This window comes from Synechococcus sp. BO 8801, from assembly GCF_002252675.1.
GTDB lineage: Bacteria > Cyanobacteriota > Cyanobacteriia > PCC-6307 > Cyanobiaceae > Cyanobium.
Genome location: NZ_NQKY01000004.1, coordinates 63,653 through 79,973 on the forward strand (window position 1 = coordinate 63,653; position 16,321 = coordinate 79,973).

At 64.3% G+C, this 16,321-nt stretch carries 17 protein-coding genes; 7 read left to right on the forward strand and 10 right to left on the reverse strand.

The window, feature by feature from the left end; genetic code table 11:
* Window positions 1–37 precede the first annotated feature (37 nt).
* Together CJZ86_RS04640 and CJZ86_RS04645 are read left to right on the forward strand one after the other, a co-directional pair.
* Window positions 38–514, forward strand: coding sequence for a GNAT family N-acetyltransferase (locus tag CJZ86_RS04640; RefSeq protein WP_094584792.1), 477 nt, complete (start codon window positions 38–40; stop codon window positions 512–514).
* A gap of 19 nt (window positions 515–533) precedes the next feature.
* Window positions 534–1,085: a Nif11 domain/cupin domain-containing protein gene (locus CJZ86_RS04645; RefSeq protein ID WP_094584793.1), complete on the forward strand. Its 552-nt coding sequence runs from the start codon at window positions 534–536 to the stop codon at window positions 1,083–1,085.
* Here CJZ86_RS04645 and CJZ86_RS04650 read toward each other — a convergent pair.
* From CJZ86_RS04650 to CJZ86_RS04670, 5 genes are all read right to left on the reverse strand, one after another.
* Window positions 1,066–1,527: a phosphate-starvation-inducible PsiE family protein gene (locus CJZ86_RS04650; RefSeq protein ID WP_094584794.1), complete on the reverse strand. Its 462-nt coding sequence runs from the start codon at window positions 1,525–1,527 to the stop codon at window positions 1,066–1,068. The genes CJZ86_RS04645 and CJZ86_RS04650 overlap by 20 nt on opposite strands.
* Window positions 1,527–1,796, reverse strand: coding sequence for a hypothetical protein (locus CJZ86_RS04655; RefSeq protein ID WP_094584795.1), 270 nt, complete (start codon window positions 1,794–1,796; stop codon window positions 1,527–1,529). Before CJZ86_RS04655 ends, CJZ86_RS04650 begins: the two co-directional genes overlap by 1 nt.
* A 77-nt stretch (window positions 1,797–1,873) precedes the next feature.
* Window positions 1,874–2,215 (reverse strand): hypothetical protein, encoded by a 342-nt coding sequence (locus CJZ86_RS04660; RefSeq protein WP_094584796.1) that lies wholly within the window; start codon window positions 2,213–2,215, stop codon window positions 1,874–1,876.
* Between the two features lie 9 nt (window positions 2,216–2,224).
* The gene (locus CJZ86_RS04665) at window positions 2,225–2,662 is read right to left on the reverse strand and encodes a YkvA family protein (RefSeq protein ID WP_233133840.1); all 438 of its coding nucleotides are present in this window, start codon (window positions 2,660–2,662) and stop codon (window positions 2,225–2,227) included.
* Between the two features lie 97 nt (window positions 2,663–2,759).
* Window positions 2,760–3,680, reverse strand: a complete 921-nt coding sequence (locus CJZ86_RS04670; protein WP_094584797.1) for a sigma-70 family RNA polymerase sigma factor — start codon at window positions 3,678–3,680, stop codon at window positions 2,760–2,762.
* Window positions 3,681–3,899: 219 nt separating this feature from the next.
* Between CJZ86_RS04670 and CJZ86_RS04675 the strand changes: the two genes are divergently transcribed.
* Together CJZ86_RS04675 and CJZ86_RS17070 are read left to right on the forward strand one after the other, a co-directional pair.
* Window positions 3,900–4,388 carry a DUF2214 family protein gene (locus tag CJZ86_RS04675; protein ID WP_094584798.1) on the forward strand — a complete coding sequence of 163 codons (489 nt, stop codon included), beginning with the start codon at window positions 3,900–3,902 and terminating at the stop codon, window positions 4,386–4,388.
* Complete coding sequence (locus tag CJZ86_RS17070; protein WP_198960073.1) at window positions 4,388–5,197, forward strand: zinc metalloprotease; 810 nt, start codon at window positions 4,388–4,390, stop codon at window positions 5,195–5,197. The genes CJZ86_RS04675 and CJZ86_RS17070 overlap by 1 nt, the downstream gene beginning before the upstream one ends.
* Here the strand turns inward: CJZ86_RS17070 and CJZ86_RS04685 are convergent.
* A complete protein-coding gene (locus tag CJZ86_RS04685) occupies window positions 5,158–5,964 on the reverse strand; it encodes a metal ABC transporter ATP-binding protein (RefSeq protein WP_094584799.1) in 807 nt (268 codons plus the stop codon). The two genes, CJZ86_RS17070 and CJZ86_RS04685, sit on opposite strands and share 40 nt — an antisense overlap.
* 95 nt (window positions 5,965–6,059) lie before the next feature.
* On the opposite strand from CJZ86_RS04685, the gene CJZ86_RS04690 reads away from it, so the two are divergent.
* Both CJZ86_RS04690 and CJZ86_RS04695 read left to right on the forward strand, forming a co-directional pair.
* The gene (locus tag CJZ86_RS04690; protein WP_094584800.1) at window positions 6,060–6,731 is read left to right on the forward strand and encodes an SDR family oxidoreductase; all 672 of its coding nucleotides are present in this window, start codon (window positions 6,060–6,062) and stop codon (window positions 6,729–6,731) included.
* Between the two features lie 36 nt (window positions 6,732–6,767).
* Complete coding sequence (locus CJZ86_RS04695; RefSeq protein ID WP_094584801.1) at window positions 6,768–7,736, forward strand: N-acetylmuramoyl-L-alanine amidase-like domain-containing protein; 969 nt, start codon at window positions 6,768–6,770, stop codon at window positions 7,734–7,736.
* Here CJZ86_RS04695 and CJZ86_RS04700 read toward each other — a convergent pair.
* Both CJZ86_RS04700 and CJZ86_RS16475 read right to left on the reverse strand, forming a co-directional pair.
* The gene (locus CJZ86_RS04700) at window positions 7,720–12,237 is read right to left on the reverse strand and encodes a calcium-binding protein (RefSeq protein WP_094584802.1); all 4,518 of its coding nucleotides are present in this window, start codon (window positions 12,235–12,237) and stop codon (window positions 7,720–7,722) included. The two genes, CJZ86_RS04695 and CJZ86_RS04700, sit on opposite strands and share 17 nt — an antisense overlap.
* A gap of 33 nt (window positions 12,238–12,270) precedes the next feature.
* Window positions 12,271–12,681, reverse strand: coding sequence for a hypothetical protein (locus tag CJZ86_RS16475; protein ID WP_233133841.1), 411 nt, complete (start codon window positions 12,679–12,681; stop codon window positions 12,271–12,273).
* Window positions 12,682–13,498: 817 nt separating this feature from the next.
* Between CJZ86_RS16475 and CJZ86_RS04705 the strand changes: the two genes are divergently transcribed.
* A complete protein-coding gene (locus tag CJZ86_RS04705) occupies window positions 13,499–15,199 on the forward strand; it encodes a tetratricopeptide repeat protein (RefSeq protein ID WP_233133842.1) in 1,701 nt (566 codons plus the stop codon).
* 4 nt (window positions 15,200–15,203) lie between these two features.
* Here the strand turns inward: CJZ86_RS04705 and CJZ86_RS04710 are convergent, their stop codons facing one another.
* Together CJZ86_RS04710 and hisIE are read right to left on the reverse strand one after the other, a co-directional pair.
* Window positions 15,204–15,569: a hypothetical protein gene (locus CJZ86_RS04710; RefSeq protein ID WP_094584804.1), complete on the reverse strand. Its 366-nt coding sequence runs from the start codon at window positions 15,567–15,569 to the stop codon at window positions 15,204–15,206.
* Window positions 15,566–16,228: a bifunctional phosphoribosyl-AMP cyclohydrolase/phosphoribosyl-ATP diphosphatase HisIE gene (gene hisIE, locus CJZ86_RS04715; protein WP_094584896.1), complete on the reverse strand. Its 663-nt coding sequence runs from the start codon at window positions 16,226–16,228 to the stop codon at window positions 15,566–15,568. Before hisIE ends, CJZ86_RS04710 begins: the two co-directional genes overlap by 4 nt.
* Window positions 16,229–16,321: the final 93 nt, after the last annotated feature.

Here is a 16,321-nt window from a genome sequence, read left to right on the forward strand (position 1 = left end):
CGATAGCCGCCACAATCAATGCACAACCACCGCCTCGATGCTGCCGATCCGTCCTCTCCGGCCCGATGATTGCCAGCAGCTGATCGCCGTGTATCACGAAGCGGTCATCAGCCAGGCCGGGAACCTCTACAGCCCGTCGCAGATCGAGGCCTGGTCGCAACAGGCCGGTCGCAATGATGACTTCCGGTCGTCATTGCTACGCGGCCATGGGTTGGTGAGCACCGCCCACCACGACGACACGATCATCGAGGCGTTTGCCCTTCTCGATCCCGCCGACCGGCTCTCCCTGCTCTACTGCCGGGGCCGCTCCAGTCGCCAGGGCCGGGCCAGCGCCCTGCTGGAGGCCCTGGAACAGCACGCCCGCTCCCGGGGGGTGGCTCGCCTGCGCACCGAGGCCAGCCAGCTGTCGCGGCCGCTGCTGGAGCGGCGTGGCTGGGTGGTGGACGACGAGGAGACGGTGACGCTCGGCGGCGTCGCCTTCCTGCGCTGGCGGATGGGCAAGGATCTGCTCTGACGCCAGCCCGCCTGCCCCCATGGCCGAAGCCCAGCTGCAGCAGTTCCTGGAGAAGGTGCGCCAGCTCAACGCCTTCGTGGCCCTGAGCGAGGCCGACCCCGCCCTGCGCCAGGCCCTGCGCGACTGCGGCGACCACCATCAGGTGGTGGCCCTGGCCCGCTCCCGCGGCTTCGAGATCGGCCGCCGCTGGGGGGAGACGGCTCCGGGGGAGGGGGCCGCGGCCGACGCAGGGGATGGCGGGGCCTCCCTGGTGCGGAGCCCCTGCCCAGCCGACGGCGAGGAGATCACCACCGTGCTGCTGGAGACTCCGCAGCTGCGGCTGGAGCGGATCCACTCGTGCAACGCCCGCAGCCCCGAGGGCTTCTGGTACGACCAGGCTGAGCATGAATGGGTACTGCTGCTGCAGGGGAGTGGCACGTTGCAGTTCGCCGATGAGGCCGAACCCCGCGCCCTCGCCTGCGGTGAGGCCCTGCTGATCAGTGCGGGTCGTCGCCACCGGCTGCTGGCGAGTGACCCGCCGCCTGGAACGATCTGGCTGGCCCTGTTCTGGCCTAATGCTCCAGCTCCCTGACCTCCCGCTCATGGACCTGGCGCACCATCCAGAAGGCCGCCGCCAGACACAGCACAGCCACCCCCAGACCCACCACCAGCAAGGGTTTGTTCTCGGCATAGGGGGGCAGCACGATCACCTTCCGGGCCACGGCGGTGATCGCCGTGAGCAGCACCAGCTCGATCTGCACCACGTGGCGGCGCAGATAGGAGGTGATGTTCTGCAGCACCTCGATGGCGATCAGCAGGTTGAGCAGATCTCCCAGCACGGCAATGAGGCCCTCTCCCTCCCAGCGCACGGCGGGGTTGACCAGCTGGAAGGCCAGCTGGACGGAGAACTTGAGGGCGGCCACCACCAGCACCAGGAACAGCATGACGGCCAGGAGCTTGGCCACCAGGCGCTCGCCCTGGTCGATCAGGTGCAGGAAAGGCTTGTCCTGGAAAATCCGCTGCAGACGTGGCATCAGTTCTTGAAGGGCTGGAAGTTCGGCTGGGCCGGGGTGTCGCTGGGGGGGTTCTCGATCACCGTGTCGCAGGTGATGGAGCCATCCGGCCCAGTGACGCAGTTGGTGGGCTTGATCTGGGTTTCCGGGCCCACATTGCCACCCCGCTTGAGCATGAAGGACTCCACCTGGGCCTGGGCCGCAGCGGTGAAGCTCAGGCCGGCCACGAGGGCTGTGGCGGTCCGCAGGGACCAGGGGAGGGCGCGGTGCAGGACGGCGGAGGCGTTCATGGCGGAGGGCGTCGGCTGGGGCCGCGGAATCGTTCAGACCCCACTCTGGGGGCTGGTCGCCTGGCCCGCCAGCTCGTTCAGCTGCCGCCGTCCGCCCGGATTTCCTGCAGCAGCAGGTCCAGCTGTCCCATCGAATCCTCAAGCAGGCCATCGTCTGCAGCCGGATCCGCTTCGCCGCCGGGTTCCTCGCAGAGCCAGCCGGCCTCGATGGCGCAGAGCCGTTCCGCCAGCCCGGCGGCGCCCTGGCGGCTCCAGATCAGGTGCAGCTCGGCGATCAGCACGGGCATGCGGATCGAACCGGCCCGCAGGGCCCGGCGCAGGTCGGACTGGGTGCGGCCGCTGAGGCGCAACCAGTCCTTGAGCAGGCTCTGGAGCTCGTCGAGCTGCTCCGGGCTGAGGGTGGGGGCGGAGGCGGGCATCGCCGGACCCTACCCCTGCCGGCGGGACAGGGGAAACCAGCGGTCGAGCCGGCTCTGGGCCCGGGTGCGGATCGCCGGGGTGCGATGGGTGCTGCAGAGCCCCAGCAGGGCGGTGAGGGCCACCATGTCGTCGCTGAAGCCGGCCGCCGGGATGAAGTCGGGGATCACATCGAGGGGCAGCAGCAGGTAGGTGAGGGCCGCCAGGACCGTCAGCCGCACCTGGGGCGGCGTGCCGCCATCGAGCAGCAGCTCCAGGCACTCGAAGGCTGGGCGGGCGATGGTGCGGCCGGCCCGGCGCAGCAGCCGCACCAGCAGGGCCTCATCGACCACCGAACTTTCGAGCACCTCGGCGTCGACGGGATCCTGGCCGGCGCCGGTCTGGGAAGAGGTGGCCTGGTCAGGGGCGACCTGGTCAGCAAAGGCAGTGGCCGAAGGGGCACCAGCCATGGCGATCTGCTCGGAGAGAGGAACACGCCACAGGAAGGGCGTCAGGCCATTCTGTGGGCGCTGGCGGCGGAAGGACGAGGGACGGATCCCCCTCCCTTCACTCCTCCACCAGGCCGCTCTCGATGCCGGTCTTGCGGAGCTTGCGCAGGGCCCGCTGCACCACCTGGCGGCAGTACTCGCGGCTGCACTCCAGCTGCCGCGCCACCTCGGCCAGGGTGCGCCACTCGTGGCTGCCGTCGAGCCCGAAGCGCAGCATCACCACCGTGCGTTCCTTGGGGGTGAGGTTGGACTTCTCCAGGAGCGTCCAGACCGATTCGGTGCGCTCGGCCTGCTCGGCCCGCTCCATCGGCGCCGGCTCGTTGCTGGGCAGCACGTCGACCAGCTCGGAGGGATCGGCCTTGGAGCGCACGGCCCCCTGCAGGCTCACGGTGACGCTGCGCAGCTCACAGCCCAGCAGATCCTCCACCTCGGCCACGGGCAGCCCCATGGCGGTGGCCAGCTCGGCGGCGTTGGGGGAGGAGCCGTGGGACTGGAGGTGGCGCGCCTTGGCGGCCCGCAGGCGGGTGAGCTTCTCGTTGACGTTGACCGGAATCCGGATCGTGCGGCTCTGGGTGGAGAGGGCCCGGTTCAGACCCTGACGAATCCACCAGTAGGCATAAGTGCTGAATCGGTGACCGCGGGTGGGGTCGAACTTCTCGACCGCGCGTGTCAGACCGATGGTTCCTTCCTGGATCAGGTCAAGCAGATCCAGACCCTTGCCTTGATAACGCTTGGCGAGGTTGACGACGAGCCGCAGATTGGCTGTCACCATTTGCTGTTTTGCGCGCTCCCCGGTGCGCAGCGTGCGCCTCTCGAGATCATTGAAATCGCAGGCAGGGCCGCTGCCGCCGGCCTGGGAGCAACGCTCGTTGAGGCTCACCATCGCCTGCACTTTCCGCCCGAGCGTGAGCTCCTGCTCAGGGGTGAGCAGCTGATGGCGGCCAATCTCGCCGAGAAAGGCACTGAGGGAACTCGCCATAGAGCATCTGAATCGCTGTGTCGAACCTAGGGTTGTTTCCGGATGTTCCTGAAACGAACAGAAAGCCTTCAGTGTTCCGTTGCGGCTTCCACATACGGACCCTGAAATCGCCAGTTGTTTCCATAATTTGTGCTGATTTGCTCCTTCCAGTGCCGTCCCGGGTTCCCGGCGCCCGGGAGCCAGCCGCTACCGTCCGGGTCGATCACCTGACACCAGCCGATGGCCGGGCTTCTCTCCATCCCCTCCGAGGTGCTCTCCAGCGCCGGAGTGGCCTACGTCCACTACCTGAGCTTCATGGTCTGCTTCGGGGCCCTGGTGCTGGAGCGGCGCCTGATCCGGCCCGACCCTGACCGCAAGGACGCGATCCTGATGGTGATCACGGACGTGACCTATGGCCTGGCCGCCCTGGGCGTGCTGCTCAGCGGCATCCTGCGGGTGCTCTATTTCGGCCAGGGCTCCAGCTTCTACACCGAGAACCCCCTGTTCTGGTGGAAGGTGGGCACCTACCTGGCGGTGGGCGCCCTCTCCCTCTACCCCACCATCACCTACATCCTCTGGGCCATCCCCCTGCGCAAGGGTGAGCTGCCGAAGGTGAGCGAGGCCCTGGCCAACCGCCTGCGCTGGGTGCTCAACATCGAGCTGGCGGGCTTCGCCGCCATTCCCCTGATGGCCGCCCTGATGGCCCGCGGCGTCGGACTGGCGGGCTGATGGTCCGGCGCTGGCCCCTCGGGCTGGTGCTGGGCGGGGCCGTGGCCGCCCTGCTGCTGCCGGCGCTGGCAGGGCCCCCTTCGGCGGCCGGCTCCAGCTGTGCCCCCAGCCGGGCCAGTCGGCCGGTGGGGGACACGCCGGTGGCTGCCGCGATGCCACCCCCCACGCCTGGCGAATCCCCTCCAGCCCCGCCCAGCGCAACGGACTACCGGCAGTGGCTGCGTCCAACACCCTTCGGCTGGGCCCGGCTTGATCACTGGTGCGTCTGGGTGGAGCCGGCGGCCAGCGAAGGGCCATCCCAGATGTGGGACGAGCGCTGGCTCGGCGCGGTGGAGCGGGCCCTGGGCACCTGGGGGCAGGAGCTGGCGATCACCCGGGTGGCGGATCCGGCGGCGGCCCAGGTGCGGATCCTGCGGCGCCGGCCTCCCCTGCGCCGGGAGGCCACCGGCCGCTCACGGGCCAGCCATGGCCGGGCCGAGCTGGCGGTGCTGGCGGTGGATCGGGGCACGGGCTGGATCCTGGAGCCCCAGGTGCGGGTGCTCATCAGCCCGGGACAGCGGCCCGAAGCCACCGAAGCCACCGCCCTGCATGAGCTGGGCCATGCCTTCGGCCTGTGGGGCCACAGCGATGATCCGGCCGACGCGATGGCGGCCGTGCCGGGGCCCCGGCCGGTGCTGGCGCTGAGCGCGCGGGATCGGGCCACCCTGCGCTGGCTCTACCAGCAGCCCACCGACTTCGGCCGCCCCCTGCCGGCGGCAGCGGTGCCCGCTCAGCCCGGCGGGGCGTCCTCGGGGGGCGCTGGCCGCTGAGCAGGGTGCCGGTGGTGGTAGGGCACAAAGCCGAGGCCGTAGATCTGCTCGAGCCGGGAGGGGCTGAGGGCGTGGTCGGGGGTGCCGTGGCAGCGGAGGCTGCGGTTGAGGCAGAGCACGCCGTCGCAGGTGCGTCGCACCATCTCCAGATCGTGGGAGACCTGCAGGATCGTCCAGCCCTCGCTGCGACGCAGCTGGTAGAGGAGGGTGTGGAACTGCTCGGCGGCGCGGGCATCGAGGCCGGCCTGGGCCTCATCGAGCACCAGCAGGCGGCGGGGGCGCACCACGCAGCTGGCCAGCAGCACCCGCTTGAGCTGGCCACCGGAGAGCTCCGACAGCAGCCGGTCGGCCAGGTCGGCGCAGAGGGTCTTGCGCAGGGCCTCGCGAACGGCGCTGCGACGGGCCTCGCGGCCCAGCCAGGGCAGGGCCAGGCCCGGGGGATCCCAGCCGAGGCCGACGAACTCGGCCACCGTGAGCGGGAAGCGGCCGCGGGGGATCAGGGTCTGGGGCAGGTAGGCGAGCCGGGCGCGCAGCTCACGTGGCAGCTGGCCGTGGCTGCCGAGACTGCAGCCCAGGAAGCGCACCTGGCCGGCCTGGCGGGGCAGGATGCCGAGGATGGCCTGCACCAGGGTGCTCTTGCCGGCCCCGTTCGGGCCCACCAGGGCCGTGTCGGATTCAGCCACCAGCTGGAAGCTGACGTCATCGACCGCCGTGACTCCCTCGCGCCGCACGCTCAGGTGGCTGACTTCGAGAACCATTTCGGCCATTTCTCCACCCTACCCAGACGGCCCCTTGCTGGCTGTCGCCATCCAAACCTGTGGGCCACGAGAATGGACGTCAATGCTCTGGACCCAGACCGCCCATGACCTGCCTCGCCGTGACCGGAGCTTCAGGCAAGACGGGCTGGCGAGTGGTGCAGGAGGCCCTGGGCCGGGGCTGGCGGGTGAAGGCGATCCTGCGGCCGAGCTCCGCGGTGCCGCCGGGGCTGGAGGGGGCGGAGCTGGTGCGTCTGGAGCTGGGGGATACGGAGGCGCTCGGGGCGGCGCTGGCGGGCTGCGACGCCCTGGTGATCGCCACCGGGGCGCGGCCGTCGGTGGATCTGGCCGGGCCGCTGAAGGTGGATGCCCTGGCGATGCGGCCCCAGATCGATGCCTGCAAGGCGGCCGGTGTGAAGCGGGTGGTGCTGGTGAGCTCCCTGTGCAGCGGCCGCTGGCTGCATCCGCTCAACCTGTTCGGGCTGATCCTGGTGTGGAAGGGGGTGGGGGAGCGCTGGCTGGCCGCCAGCGGCCTGGATTGGACGGTGGTGCGCCCCGGAAGGCTGAAGGAAACAGAGGAGGGGATCGAGGCCGAGGGGATCCGTTTCAGCGGGCCCGACCAACAGGAGAGCGACAGCATTCCGCGGCGGCTGGTGGCGCGGGTGTGCCTGGATGCGGTGGAGAACCCGGCCGCGATCGGCCGCATCATCGAGATCACCAGCAGCCCGCAGCAGCCGGCGGTGGGGCTGGGGGAGTGGCTGGCGAGCAGCGCCGCCTGAGGGCGGCTGTAGGGTCGCCGCGGCGGTGGCGGCTGGATGCGCAAACCCACTCTCCTGCTGGTGTTGGCGGTGCTGATGACGGCCGGAGCCAGCTTTGCGGCGGCCAACCTGCTGCTGCGCCACGCCACCCCCGCCAGCCCGCGCGTGGCGGCGGCGTTGCCGCCCCTGCCGGGGGGCGTGGCCCTGGGGGATCCGACACCGAAATTCGTGGGGGAAACGCGGGTGCTGGCGATGGAGGCGATCGACGCCACCGCCTGGGCGCCGATGAACCAGGCGCTGGTGCAACTGGCGCGCCGGTTCCTGGACTACCCCTTCAAGGGGTTCTCCCTCGATGGCGGCCCGAAGGAGCAGCTGGTGCTGGATCTCAGCAACTTCGACTGCTTCCTGTTCGTGGAGCAGCTGCTGGCGCTGAGCAACAGCCGCAAGGTGGACACCCAGGACGAAGGGGTGGAGCGCTTCACCCAGCACGTGCGGCGGCTGCGCTACGTGAATGGCGAGGTGGACTACTGCCGGCGGCAGCACTACTTCAGCCGCTGGGCCGAGGCGGCCGAGCGCAACGGCTACGTGGTGAACCTCACCCCGTTCCTGCCGGGGGCCAGCAGCCGCAACGTGGCGCTCAACTTCATGAGCAACCACATCAAGAGCTACAAGCCGATGCAGCTGGCCCGCAACAAACAGTGCATCACGGAGCTGGAGAAGGATCTGGTGCTGAACCAGGCCTACATCCCCCTGGCGGCGCTACCGGGGGTGCTGCCGTCGCTGCGCAGCGGCGACATCTTCGGGCTGGTGACGAAGGTGCCGGGGCTGGATGTGACCCACGTGGGCTTCCTGGAGAAGCGCGACGGGGTGGTGGATGCCATCCACGCGGCGGAGGGGGCGGGGGTGATCCGCAGTGAGAATCTCGCGGCTTATGCGGGGCGGGTGCCGGATGTGATCGGGGTGGCGGTGTGGCGGCCGAGGCCGAATGATGGGGATGCGGCGAAGAGCGCTAAACCGGGGGGATAAGTGCAAGGACGTCCGCTTCACCGAAGGTGACACCGTTGGAGAACCGAAAAGTCTCTACTCCATAATCCTTGGAGACGAAGTAATTCGAAACCACCAACAGATCCCTAGTAGAAAACCTCATTTCAAGGTTGCCCCCCTGCCGTCGAGTCGACACGAGATCAGTGGATCGCAGATTGGAGAAGGTCACCGCATCCTTGCTCGTCACATTGGGTTCATAGTCCGTGATGGTCTTGATGGCACCACTTCTGACAATGGCATAGGTGTCATCTCCCTCGCCACCGACAAGGGTGTCATTCCCCGTACCGGAGATAAGGCGGTCCCGCCCTCTCCCACCATGGAGCGCATCATGACCAGCGCCACCATCAAGGATGTCATCGCCGTCTCCCCCATGCAGAGTGTCATTGCCATTCCCTCCTGTCAGAGCATCGTTCAGGACACCCCCGTAAAGAAGATCATGGCCGTCCAACCCATTGATGCGGTTGGCCATGTCATTGAAGCCACCAAGCGTGTCATTCCCTACCGTGGCACCACTGACCACGACGCGGTCGCGAAGATGGCCATCCCCCCAGACAACACCGTTGGTGAATTGGAAGGCCTCAATACGATGGACTTCTGAGGCAAAGTAGTTCTCCACCTTCAACTGGCCACCTCTAGAGTCACGGAGAATCAGGTGGCTCCCGTGACGCTCGGTCGATGTGATGTCCTGGGAACGCAGGTTCTGATACTGGACCACATCACGGTTGCCGCTCGCGTAATCCACGTCACTGATCTCCTTTCGCTCTCCTCCCTGGCTGATCACATACACGTCATCGCCGATCCCGCCGTTCAGGCTGTCGTTGCCGCTGCCGGACACCAGCCAGTCCCGGCCCGCGCCGCCATGCAACAGGTCATTACCGCTGCCGCCATCGAGCTGGTCATCGCCATCGCTGCCGCTCAGGTAGTCATGGCCATCGCCGCCCTTCAGCACATCGTTGAATCCGCCCCCGAACACCGCATCGTCGCCCTCCAGGGCGTCGATACGGTTCACCATGTCCCAGAAGCCACCCAGCCTGTCCGCACCGGCTGTCGCTCCTCCCACCACCACACGATCCCGCAGCTCCACATCGCCCCAGCGGCTTCCATCGGCGAACTGGAACTCCTCGATCCGGTAAACCTCCGAGGCAAAATAATGCTCCACCCACAGACGGTCCGTCAGTCCATAGTGCAGGTACAGCTGCGAACCATGACGTTCGACTAACCGCACATCGGATGGATTCACATTCGTGAACAGCACCACATCACGGTTGCCGCTCGCGTAATCCACGTCACTGATCTCCTTTCGCTCTCCTCCCAAGCCGATCACATACACGTCATCCCCGATCCCGCCGTTCAGGCTGTCGTTGCCGCTGCCGGACACCAGCCAGTCCCGGCCCGCGCCGCCATGCAACAGGTCATTACCGCTGCCGCCATCGAGCTGGTCATCGCCATCGCTGCCGCTCAGGTAGTCATGGCCATCGCCGCCCTTCAGCACATCGTTGAATCCGCCGCCGAACACCGCATCGTCGCCCTCCAGGGCGTCAATCCGGTTCACCATGTCCCAGAAGCCACCCAGCCTGTCCGCACCGGCTGTCGCTCCTCCCACCACCACACGATCCCGCAGCTCCACATCGCCCCAGCGGCTTCCATCGGCGAACTGGAACTCCTCGATCCGGTAAACCTCCGAGGCAAAATAATGCTCCACCCACAGACGGTCCGTCAGTCCATAGTGCAGGTACAGCTGCGAACCATGACGTTCGACTAACCGCACATCGGATGGATTCACATTCGTGAACAGCACCACATCACGGTTGCCGCTCGCGTAATCCACGTCACTGATCTCTTTTCGCTCTCCTCCCTGGCTGATCACATACACGTCATCGCCAACACCGCCGTTCAGGCTGTCGTTGCCACTCCCCGACACCAGCCAGTCATGACCCGCGCCGCCATGCAACAGGTCATCGCCCGCTCCGCCTTCGATCCAATCCTGACCATCCGTACCAGACAAGTAGTTGGATTCTGATGATCCTTGAAAAAGGCGATGCCCTGAAGCAAGCCGTTGGAAAACGCTTCCTTTTGCTGCATCGGAAATGAATGAGTCCTGCAATTTGACCAGAATCAGAGATCCAGAATCTCCGATGGCTCGAAAAGATCGAGTCAGCTTATACAGTCCCAGGAAGTCTGATGACTGGAGGAAGCTTGCATCCAGATAGTTGGCGATCCACTGCAGGCTCTGCTGCGATGGCTGCAAGTGAATGTCACCATCTGCTGTCACAAGACGTTGCAGGATCGGCTTTGCATCCGTCTGGAGAATCAGCTGATCTTCCAACTGAAGACGGAGATCTTCATAGGCCTGATGAAGCAACCGCACCGCCGGACCAATCGGCCGAGGGTCAGTCCAGCCCTGGCGAAAGCGCTGACCGAGCAGGCGCTCCATGACTGCGAGTCGTCCATCGATCGCATCCCAGCCAGCCTTGAGCTGCTCAGAAGACACCCCCACCCAACGAAAGATCAATGGATCAATCAGTACCTCGCGCTGTAAGGTGTTGCCCTGGATCCAGCTTTCCAGAAGCAATCGCAGCTCTCCGGATTGATCTGCAGCCATGGCTTGATGCAGGTCAGGCACCATACCCATGCCTTTCAGATCTGGAAGTGCAGAAAGGCCTGCATCAATGGAGACAGGGTGAAGCCACCTGGTTCGTGCCTGGTCGACCTGAAACCAGACATCATGCATGGATTGAAGAGTTCCGTCAGAGGCCTGGAATCTACCGATCTGAAGGTGCCGGTTACCCTCAGAGTCGACCATATCTGATGCTGCATAGTCAACACCAAGCCGCAGCAAGCCTGCCTCGCTGAGGCTCACAATCTCGTCATGATCGGTAACCGCATTGCTATTTCTGTCAATCCATACACTCAGCTTCGACCATACTGGATCTTGTTGATCGATCCAGCGATCTCCATTTCCATCAAGCGCCCTGAGAGCATCAAATCCATTGGCCGCCTTCGTTCCATTCGGCAGCAATGTGTGATTGCCAAATAGCTCACCTCCATGGTCGATGAGACCATTGCTATCAAGATCATGCACAAGCAGTCCGTCCGTCGGGCTGATCCAACCCGTCCGTTCGGCAAATCCATTACCGTCATGATCAAAATGGATCGCAGATCCATGCTCAGATGATGTAATCACTCCATTGCGGTCAAGATCAAGAATAAGGGGACATGAATAGTTTCTTTCCGCCGCTTGAAACTGATTTCTCAATACCCCCAGTCCCCGATCCCAGAGATCGGCAAGGTGCCCGGCCACAAACTCTGCAGCCTCGTCGGAATAGGCACTTCCAAGCATCGAGGCCGACAGCACGATGCCACTTGCAGCCAACCAGCCCAGCGGGCCCGCAGCCAGCAAGGGTGCCACTGCCAGTGATGCCAGGCGACCAGCAAGAATCGCCCCGGCATTCTCAAGTGCCCATTGGGTCATCATCCGCTGTGCAGCGTCCGGATCGCCCGCATCCATTGCTGCTTTGGCATCATGGGCCACGGCCGCAAGGCTGACGACGTCAGCAATGTGACCCAGTTGATCCATGGCCTTGAGCCAACGCGATGGAGTCTGAGGAGTCTGAGGAGACTGATTGAGAAGATCTCGCTTGTAGTGAACAGCCAAATTGTCCTGGGCTATTCGGATCTCTCTCAGCGCTTCACGATGGGCAACCACCCTCTCCTGGGGAATGAAGTCCGCCATCGACCGCATCGGAGTATCGGGGGGAGGGGCATTCCCATTGATCGCATTGGAGTCTTCAAAGAAGTTTCGGGCGTCAAGGACGTAATGCCGATCCACCATCACTGGATTTCCAGCTGCATCAACAGCAATCTTTAGCCTCGAAGCTCTTTCGTCAGAAGCAGTAATGATGACGGAGAACGCCTCCTCAATTGTCATTCCCCGGAAAGCCTCTATGGGAATACCATCTATACTTGTAACGTTTGGGTTGCTAAGGATAATTGGAAGCTCAGTCTGAAAGAATACTCTGTTGTCAACGGCGCTTCCAGTAAATGTGACGACCTCACCTACTGCATCAGCAGCGTACTTGGCAGACAATCGATCCCATACTCCGTTATTGATCCTCGAATTTCCAATTCTCTCGCCATCCATGAAGCTCCTGAGCTCATCAGGATTGTCTTTGAAGATCTCTTCAAACTTTCTCTTTAGCTTCTCATTGTAAAACTGTGTGCCTTGAGTTTGATTCAGGAACTTACCCGCCTCAGACTGGTCGATTGTGCGGACATTATTTCCAGACCTATGCAGGGCCTCTGCAATCGCTCCCGAATGCAGCCTGCGAGTTCCTTCCGAGTGAAACTCGCCAGTAAAGCCACTATACAAAACAGTAACGGGGCCATCAACCCGGTGGTCAACTCGGTCAATTAGTTCGAGAAGCTGCTCTTTAGTGTGAACCGTATCCAGCAGTTCATTCGCCTGCTCAGCAGTAAGCAACATGATGTTGAGGAGCGACTTAACTTTCTTGACTTACTAGAATTCAAAAGACACTTGACGAATAGGAGCAAACGCATTCTCCCTGCCATCAAAACCATAGGCGAGAAGAGCAGCTTTCAATGTCGAGAACACGGCTTGCTTACTCAGGCCGCCAAGGTCGAATGGCTGAATATGAGCAACCTCTTTCCACACGATTCGGTACGGAGACTCTTTGAATGACTCCGATCCACTACCCATATTCAGGTAAACTCTCAAGAGAATTCCTTCGAGATAGAAATCAAACTGCCCTTCTGGATCGTATCCAAATGCGTAGCTTTGCATGATCCCCCCCCACAGGTAGCAATCCAGCTCCCTATCCCTCGTCCAGTAACGGCCATCACCGGGCTTGAACGGCAGGTTGTATCGGGCAATGTCTTCATCCGAGACCACTTCGTTCACGAAGCCCATCTGGGTTGCCTCAAACACTGTGGGACACAACGGTTGGAAGCCATGATCCGCGTTGGTGGAATTGCCATCACGCGACTTCCTGGACATCAGGAGTTGCACGTTGAGAACCTAACGATGGACAGGGGGATCGGCCAGCGATGACGAAACGTCGAACGCGTGCAGGTCCTGTTCCAGGCTTCCCGGCGGCGGTCACGGGGTCCATGGCTCCACGCGTCAGTGCTTCGGGAGGCCGTCGTGGAAGAAGTCAGAGCGCTTCAACGATGCCTGTCCAGCCAGGGCGGCATCTACCGCACCAGGAGGGTCTTCAGGCATCAAGGCACACGGCTGACAATGGGGCACAAAGTCCTGGATCAGCGCTGCAAGGCCATGTAGGACACGTCCTTGTCTCAGCGCTGCGTCGCGATCCAGACCATTGTCGAGGCTGCGGCCAGTGACCTTCGTACCACCTTTGGTGGCGATACCGGTGCCATGGTGAGCGGCAGGCCCACGAGGGTCATTGCTGGGCTCTGGCCCCAGAGCCGCCTAGTCGCTGGTGCGCCCAGAGCCAAAGAGACAAACCTTCACCCGTCTTCAGCGGCCAAAGCCCTGCTGCCTAGCTTGAAATCAAGCCGCCGTGCTTGCCGTGGTGAATCCGTGGTTCAGCCGAAGCCTTCCAGCGGTTGCCCTGCTCCTGGGCCATGCCATCGGGACACCCGTGCCCGCCATAGCCGTCGCCCAGCAGTTTCCCGCTACTGCGGGCGACACCAGGGGCTCCCAGGCAACGCCACGAACGGACAACCAGCTGCCGCCGCAGGTGAGCGGCTGGATCCGCCAGGCCATGGCACTGGAAGACGCGGGAGCCGACGGAGAAGCCCTGAACCTGCAGCAGAAGGTGGTGGACTGGCTGCGGGCGAATCCCCAGCAGGATGATGCCACCACGGCCCGAATCCTCCATGCTTACGGGCGGCTTCTCTGGATCAACAACCGGTTCGTCGAGGCGCTTGGCCCAGTCGAGGAAGCCGTGAAGCTGCGCCGGAGTCTGGAGGGAATCAGCAGCGATGGCGCAGCTGATCTGGCGGCTTCCCTGAGACTGGTAGCCCCTCTCTACGCAGCCACAGGGCGCAGCAAGGAGGTGCTTCCACCCATCCTGGAAGCGGTGGCGATGCATCGCCGGCTGGCCGAACGCGACACCGGCCTGAGGGGTGAGCTTGCCCTTTCCCTGAACGTCCTGGGACTGCTCTACAGCGAGCTTGGCCAGCCATCAGAGGCGCTGCCACCCACCCTCGAGTCGGTAACGATCCGCCGATCACTGGCTATCAGGAATCCAGATGAGATGGCCAACCTGGCCCATGCCCTGAATGATCTGGGAGAACGCTACGGCGACCTCGGCCGACTCGAAGACGCTCTACCGCCATTTCTGGAGGCCATGGACATGCGCCGAAGGTTGGCTTCAGCCAATCCTGCCTCCCTCAGCGATCTGGCCGTCACCCTCGACACCCTTATCGGGGTCTACCACGAACTCGGGCGTCCCTCAGAGGCCCTGCCATTGAGTCTGGAAATGCTCCAGATCGTCCGCCGGCAGGCCAGTAGTGACCCCGGTAGGCAGAACAGCCTGGGAGATGCTCTTGATCAGCTGAGCCACATCTACAGAGATCTGGGACATCCTTCTGATGCACTGCCAGCACAGATCGAAGCGATTTCCATCTACCGCAGACTGTCGGCAGTCAGCTCCGAGCACGTTGAGGGCCTGGCCAGAACCTTGAACAACCAGGGAAACTGCCTGACCGATCTTGGACGGCATGAAGAGGCACTTCCTGCAAGCCTGGAAGCGGTGAAGATCTATCGGGGGCTCGTGGAGCGAGACTCCACATTCCAGGCTGACTTTGCCCGATCTCTCACCAACTTGAGCCTTGGCTTCAGTGCACTGGGACGCAACGCGGAATCTCTATCGCCCAGCCTTGAAGCGGTGTCGCTGTACCGCAGCCTGGCGAGAGGAGAGCCTGCCATTCGGGGGGAGATGGCCGGTGCTTTGGGAAAGCTGGCCGAAATCTACAGCAGGATGGATCGCCAAGCCAATGCAATCCCACCCGCCATCGAGGCGGTGGCAATCTACCGCCAACTGGCGAGAGAGACACCCCGGGCAAAGGGAAACCTCGCACTTGCCCTGAACAACCTGGGTGCTTATCACGGCTGGTCAGGACATCCTTCGAAAGCGCTCCCGTTCTTCCTGGAATCGGTGATGGTCTACCGCCAACTGGTGGTGAAGGATTCCGACTACCTGGGAGAATTAGCTCGTTCCCTGCTCAATCAGGGCATCGCTCTCAGTGAGCTCGGACGCCCTTCAGAAGCGCTTCCACCCACCGTCGAAGCCGTGGAGATCTACCGCCAACTTGTACCAAAAGATCCTGCATTCCAGAAAGATCTCGACCGTGCCCTCAACAGCCTGAACCTGATCCGCAGACAGCTGGGGCTCCCTGAAGACGCATTGCCGGGTGCTGAGCCGTCGGTGAGCCGTCGCGGTTCCGCTCCCAGGACCTGACCGCTCACCCATCCAGCTCCAGCCACTTCTTCGCCTCCACCGCCGCCTTCTCCTGCCCCTGCCGGTGCCCGAAGGCAAACGCCGCCACGCAGATCAGCGTGATCGCCGCCGGCACCGTGCCCGACGGCAGCCGGTTGCGGCTGGCCAGGTCGTCCGGCAGGCCCCCCAGCGTCAGCACCAGGAAGCCCACCGCCCCCAGGGCCGTCAGGCCATAGAGAAACGGTGTGATCGTGCGGCGCGTCAGGGCGTGCAGCAGCAGCACCGCCAGCCCCACCCAGGGCAGGCTCGAGCCCAGGGCCCACAGCCAGCGTTCGCCCGATCCATCGCTCAGCCGCCGCCGGCAGGCCAGTTCCCGCTGCAGGCGGCTCATTCGCGCCTGGGCGCCCCGCGCCGCTCGGCCAGCACCTCCTGCACCCGGCGCCAGTCGACGCCGTGGTGGGCCAGGGCCACCTGCACATGAAAAATCAGATCGGCCGCCTCGCCGGCGATCGCGGCCGGGTCGTCGTCCTTGCAGGCCATCACGAATTCGGCACTCTCCTCGCCGATCTTCTTGAGGATGCGGTTGTCGCCGCCCTCCAGCAACTTGTTCGTGTAGCTGCCCGGCTCCGGCCGCTCCCTGCGCCCGTTGATCACCCGCGCCAGTTCGGTGCACACGTCCGCCGGCGGCGGCAGGGCGTCGGGTCCGCCGGGTGTGGCCGTTTCGCCTTCCTCGTAGAAGCAGCTGCGGGCGCCGGTGTGGCAGGCCACCTGGCCCACCTGCTCGATCGTCAGCAGCAGCACGTCGGCGTCGCAGTCGTAGCGGAGCCCCCTGAGCTTCTGAAAATGGCCGCTGGTGGCCCCCTTGTGCCACAGCTCCTGCCGCGAGCGGCTCCAGTAGTGCACCTCGCCCGTGGCCAGGCTGCGCTCGATCGCCTCCCGGTTCATCCAGGCCACCATCAGCACCGCCCCGTCCAGCCAGTCCTGGGCCACCGCCGGGATCAGCCCCGCCCCGTCGAAGCGCAGCGTGGCGATCAGCTCAGGGCCCGCCAGCTGGCCCCCCCCACCGGGTGACGGCGGATGACAGGATCCAGGGGAAGCGGCGGATGGAGCCCCCAAGGGACGCGACGTCAGCTGCAGTGATCC

Bases quoted from the DNA above. Each gene is read 5' to 3' on its own strand.
- CJZ86_RS04660 (WP_094584796.1), bottom strand. From the start codon at position 2,215: ATGCCCGCCTCCGCCCCCACCCTCAGCCCGGAGCAGCTCGACGAGCTC.
- CJZ86_RS04685 (WP_094584799.1), bottom strand. From the start codon at position 5,964: ATGGCCGAAATGGTTCTCGAAGTCAGCCACCTGAGCGTGCGGCGCGAG.
- CJZ86_RS04640 (WP_094584792.1), top strand. From the start codon at position 38: ATGCTGCCGATCCGTCCTCTCCGGCCCGATGATTGCCAGCAGCTGATC.
- CJZ86_RS04655 (WP_094584795.1), bottom strand. From the start codon at position 1,796: ATGAACGCCTCCGCCGTCCTGCACCGCGCCCTCCCCTGGTCCCTGCGG.
- CJZ86_RS04645 (WP_094584793.1), top strand. From the start codon at position 534: ATGGCCGAAGCCCAGCTGCAGCAGTTCCTGGAGAAGGTGCGCCAGCTC.
- CJZ86_RS17070 (WP_198960073.1), top strand. From the start codon at position 4,388: ATGGTCCGGCGCTGGCCCCTCGGGCTGGTGCTGGGCGGGGCCGTGGCC.
- CJZ86_RS04650 (WP_094584794.1), bottom strand. From the start codon at position 1,527: ATGCCACGTCTGCAGCGGATTTTCCAGGACAAGCCTTTCCTGCACCTG.
- CJZ86_RS16475 (WP_233133841.1), bottom strand. From the start codon at position 12,681: ATGGGCTTCGTGAACGAAGTGGTCTCGGATGAAGACATTGCCCGATAC.
- CJZ86_RS04675 (WP_094584798.1), top strand. From the start codon at position 3,900: ATGGCCGGGCTTCTCTCCATCCCCTCCGAGGTGCTCTCCAGCGCCGGA.
- CJZ86_RS04700 (WP_094584802.1), bottom strand. From the start codon at position 12,237: ATGTTGCTTACTGCTGAGCAGGCGAATGAACTGCTGGATACGGTTCAC.
- CJZ86_RS04670 (WP_094584797.1), bottom strand. From the start codon at position 3,680: ATGGCGAGTTCCCTCAGTGCCTTTCTCGGCGAGATTGGCCGCCATCAG.
- CJZ86_RS04665 (WP_233133840.1), bottom strand. From the start codon at position 2,662: ATGGCTGGTGCCCCTTCGGCCACTGCCTTTGCTGACCAGGTCGCCCCT.
- CJZ86_RS04695 (WP_094584801.1), top strand. From the start codon at position 6,768: ATGCGCAAACCCACTCTCCTGCTGGTGTTGGCGGTGCTGATGACGGCC.
- CJZ86_RS04690 (WP_094584800.1), top strand. From the start codon at position 6,060: ATGACCTGCCTCGCCGTGACCGGAGCTTCAGGCAAGACGGGCTGGCGA.
- CJZ86_RS04705 (WP_233133842.1), top strand. From the start codon at position 13,499: ATGGCACTGGAAGACGCGGGAGCCGACGGAGAAGCCCTGAACCTGCAG.
- CJZ86_RS04710 (WP_094584804.1), bottom strand. From the start codon at position 15,569: ATGAGCCGCCTGCAGCGGGAACTGGCCTGCCGGCGGCGGCTGAGCGAT.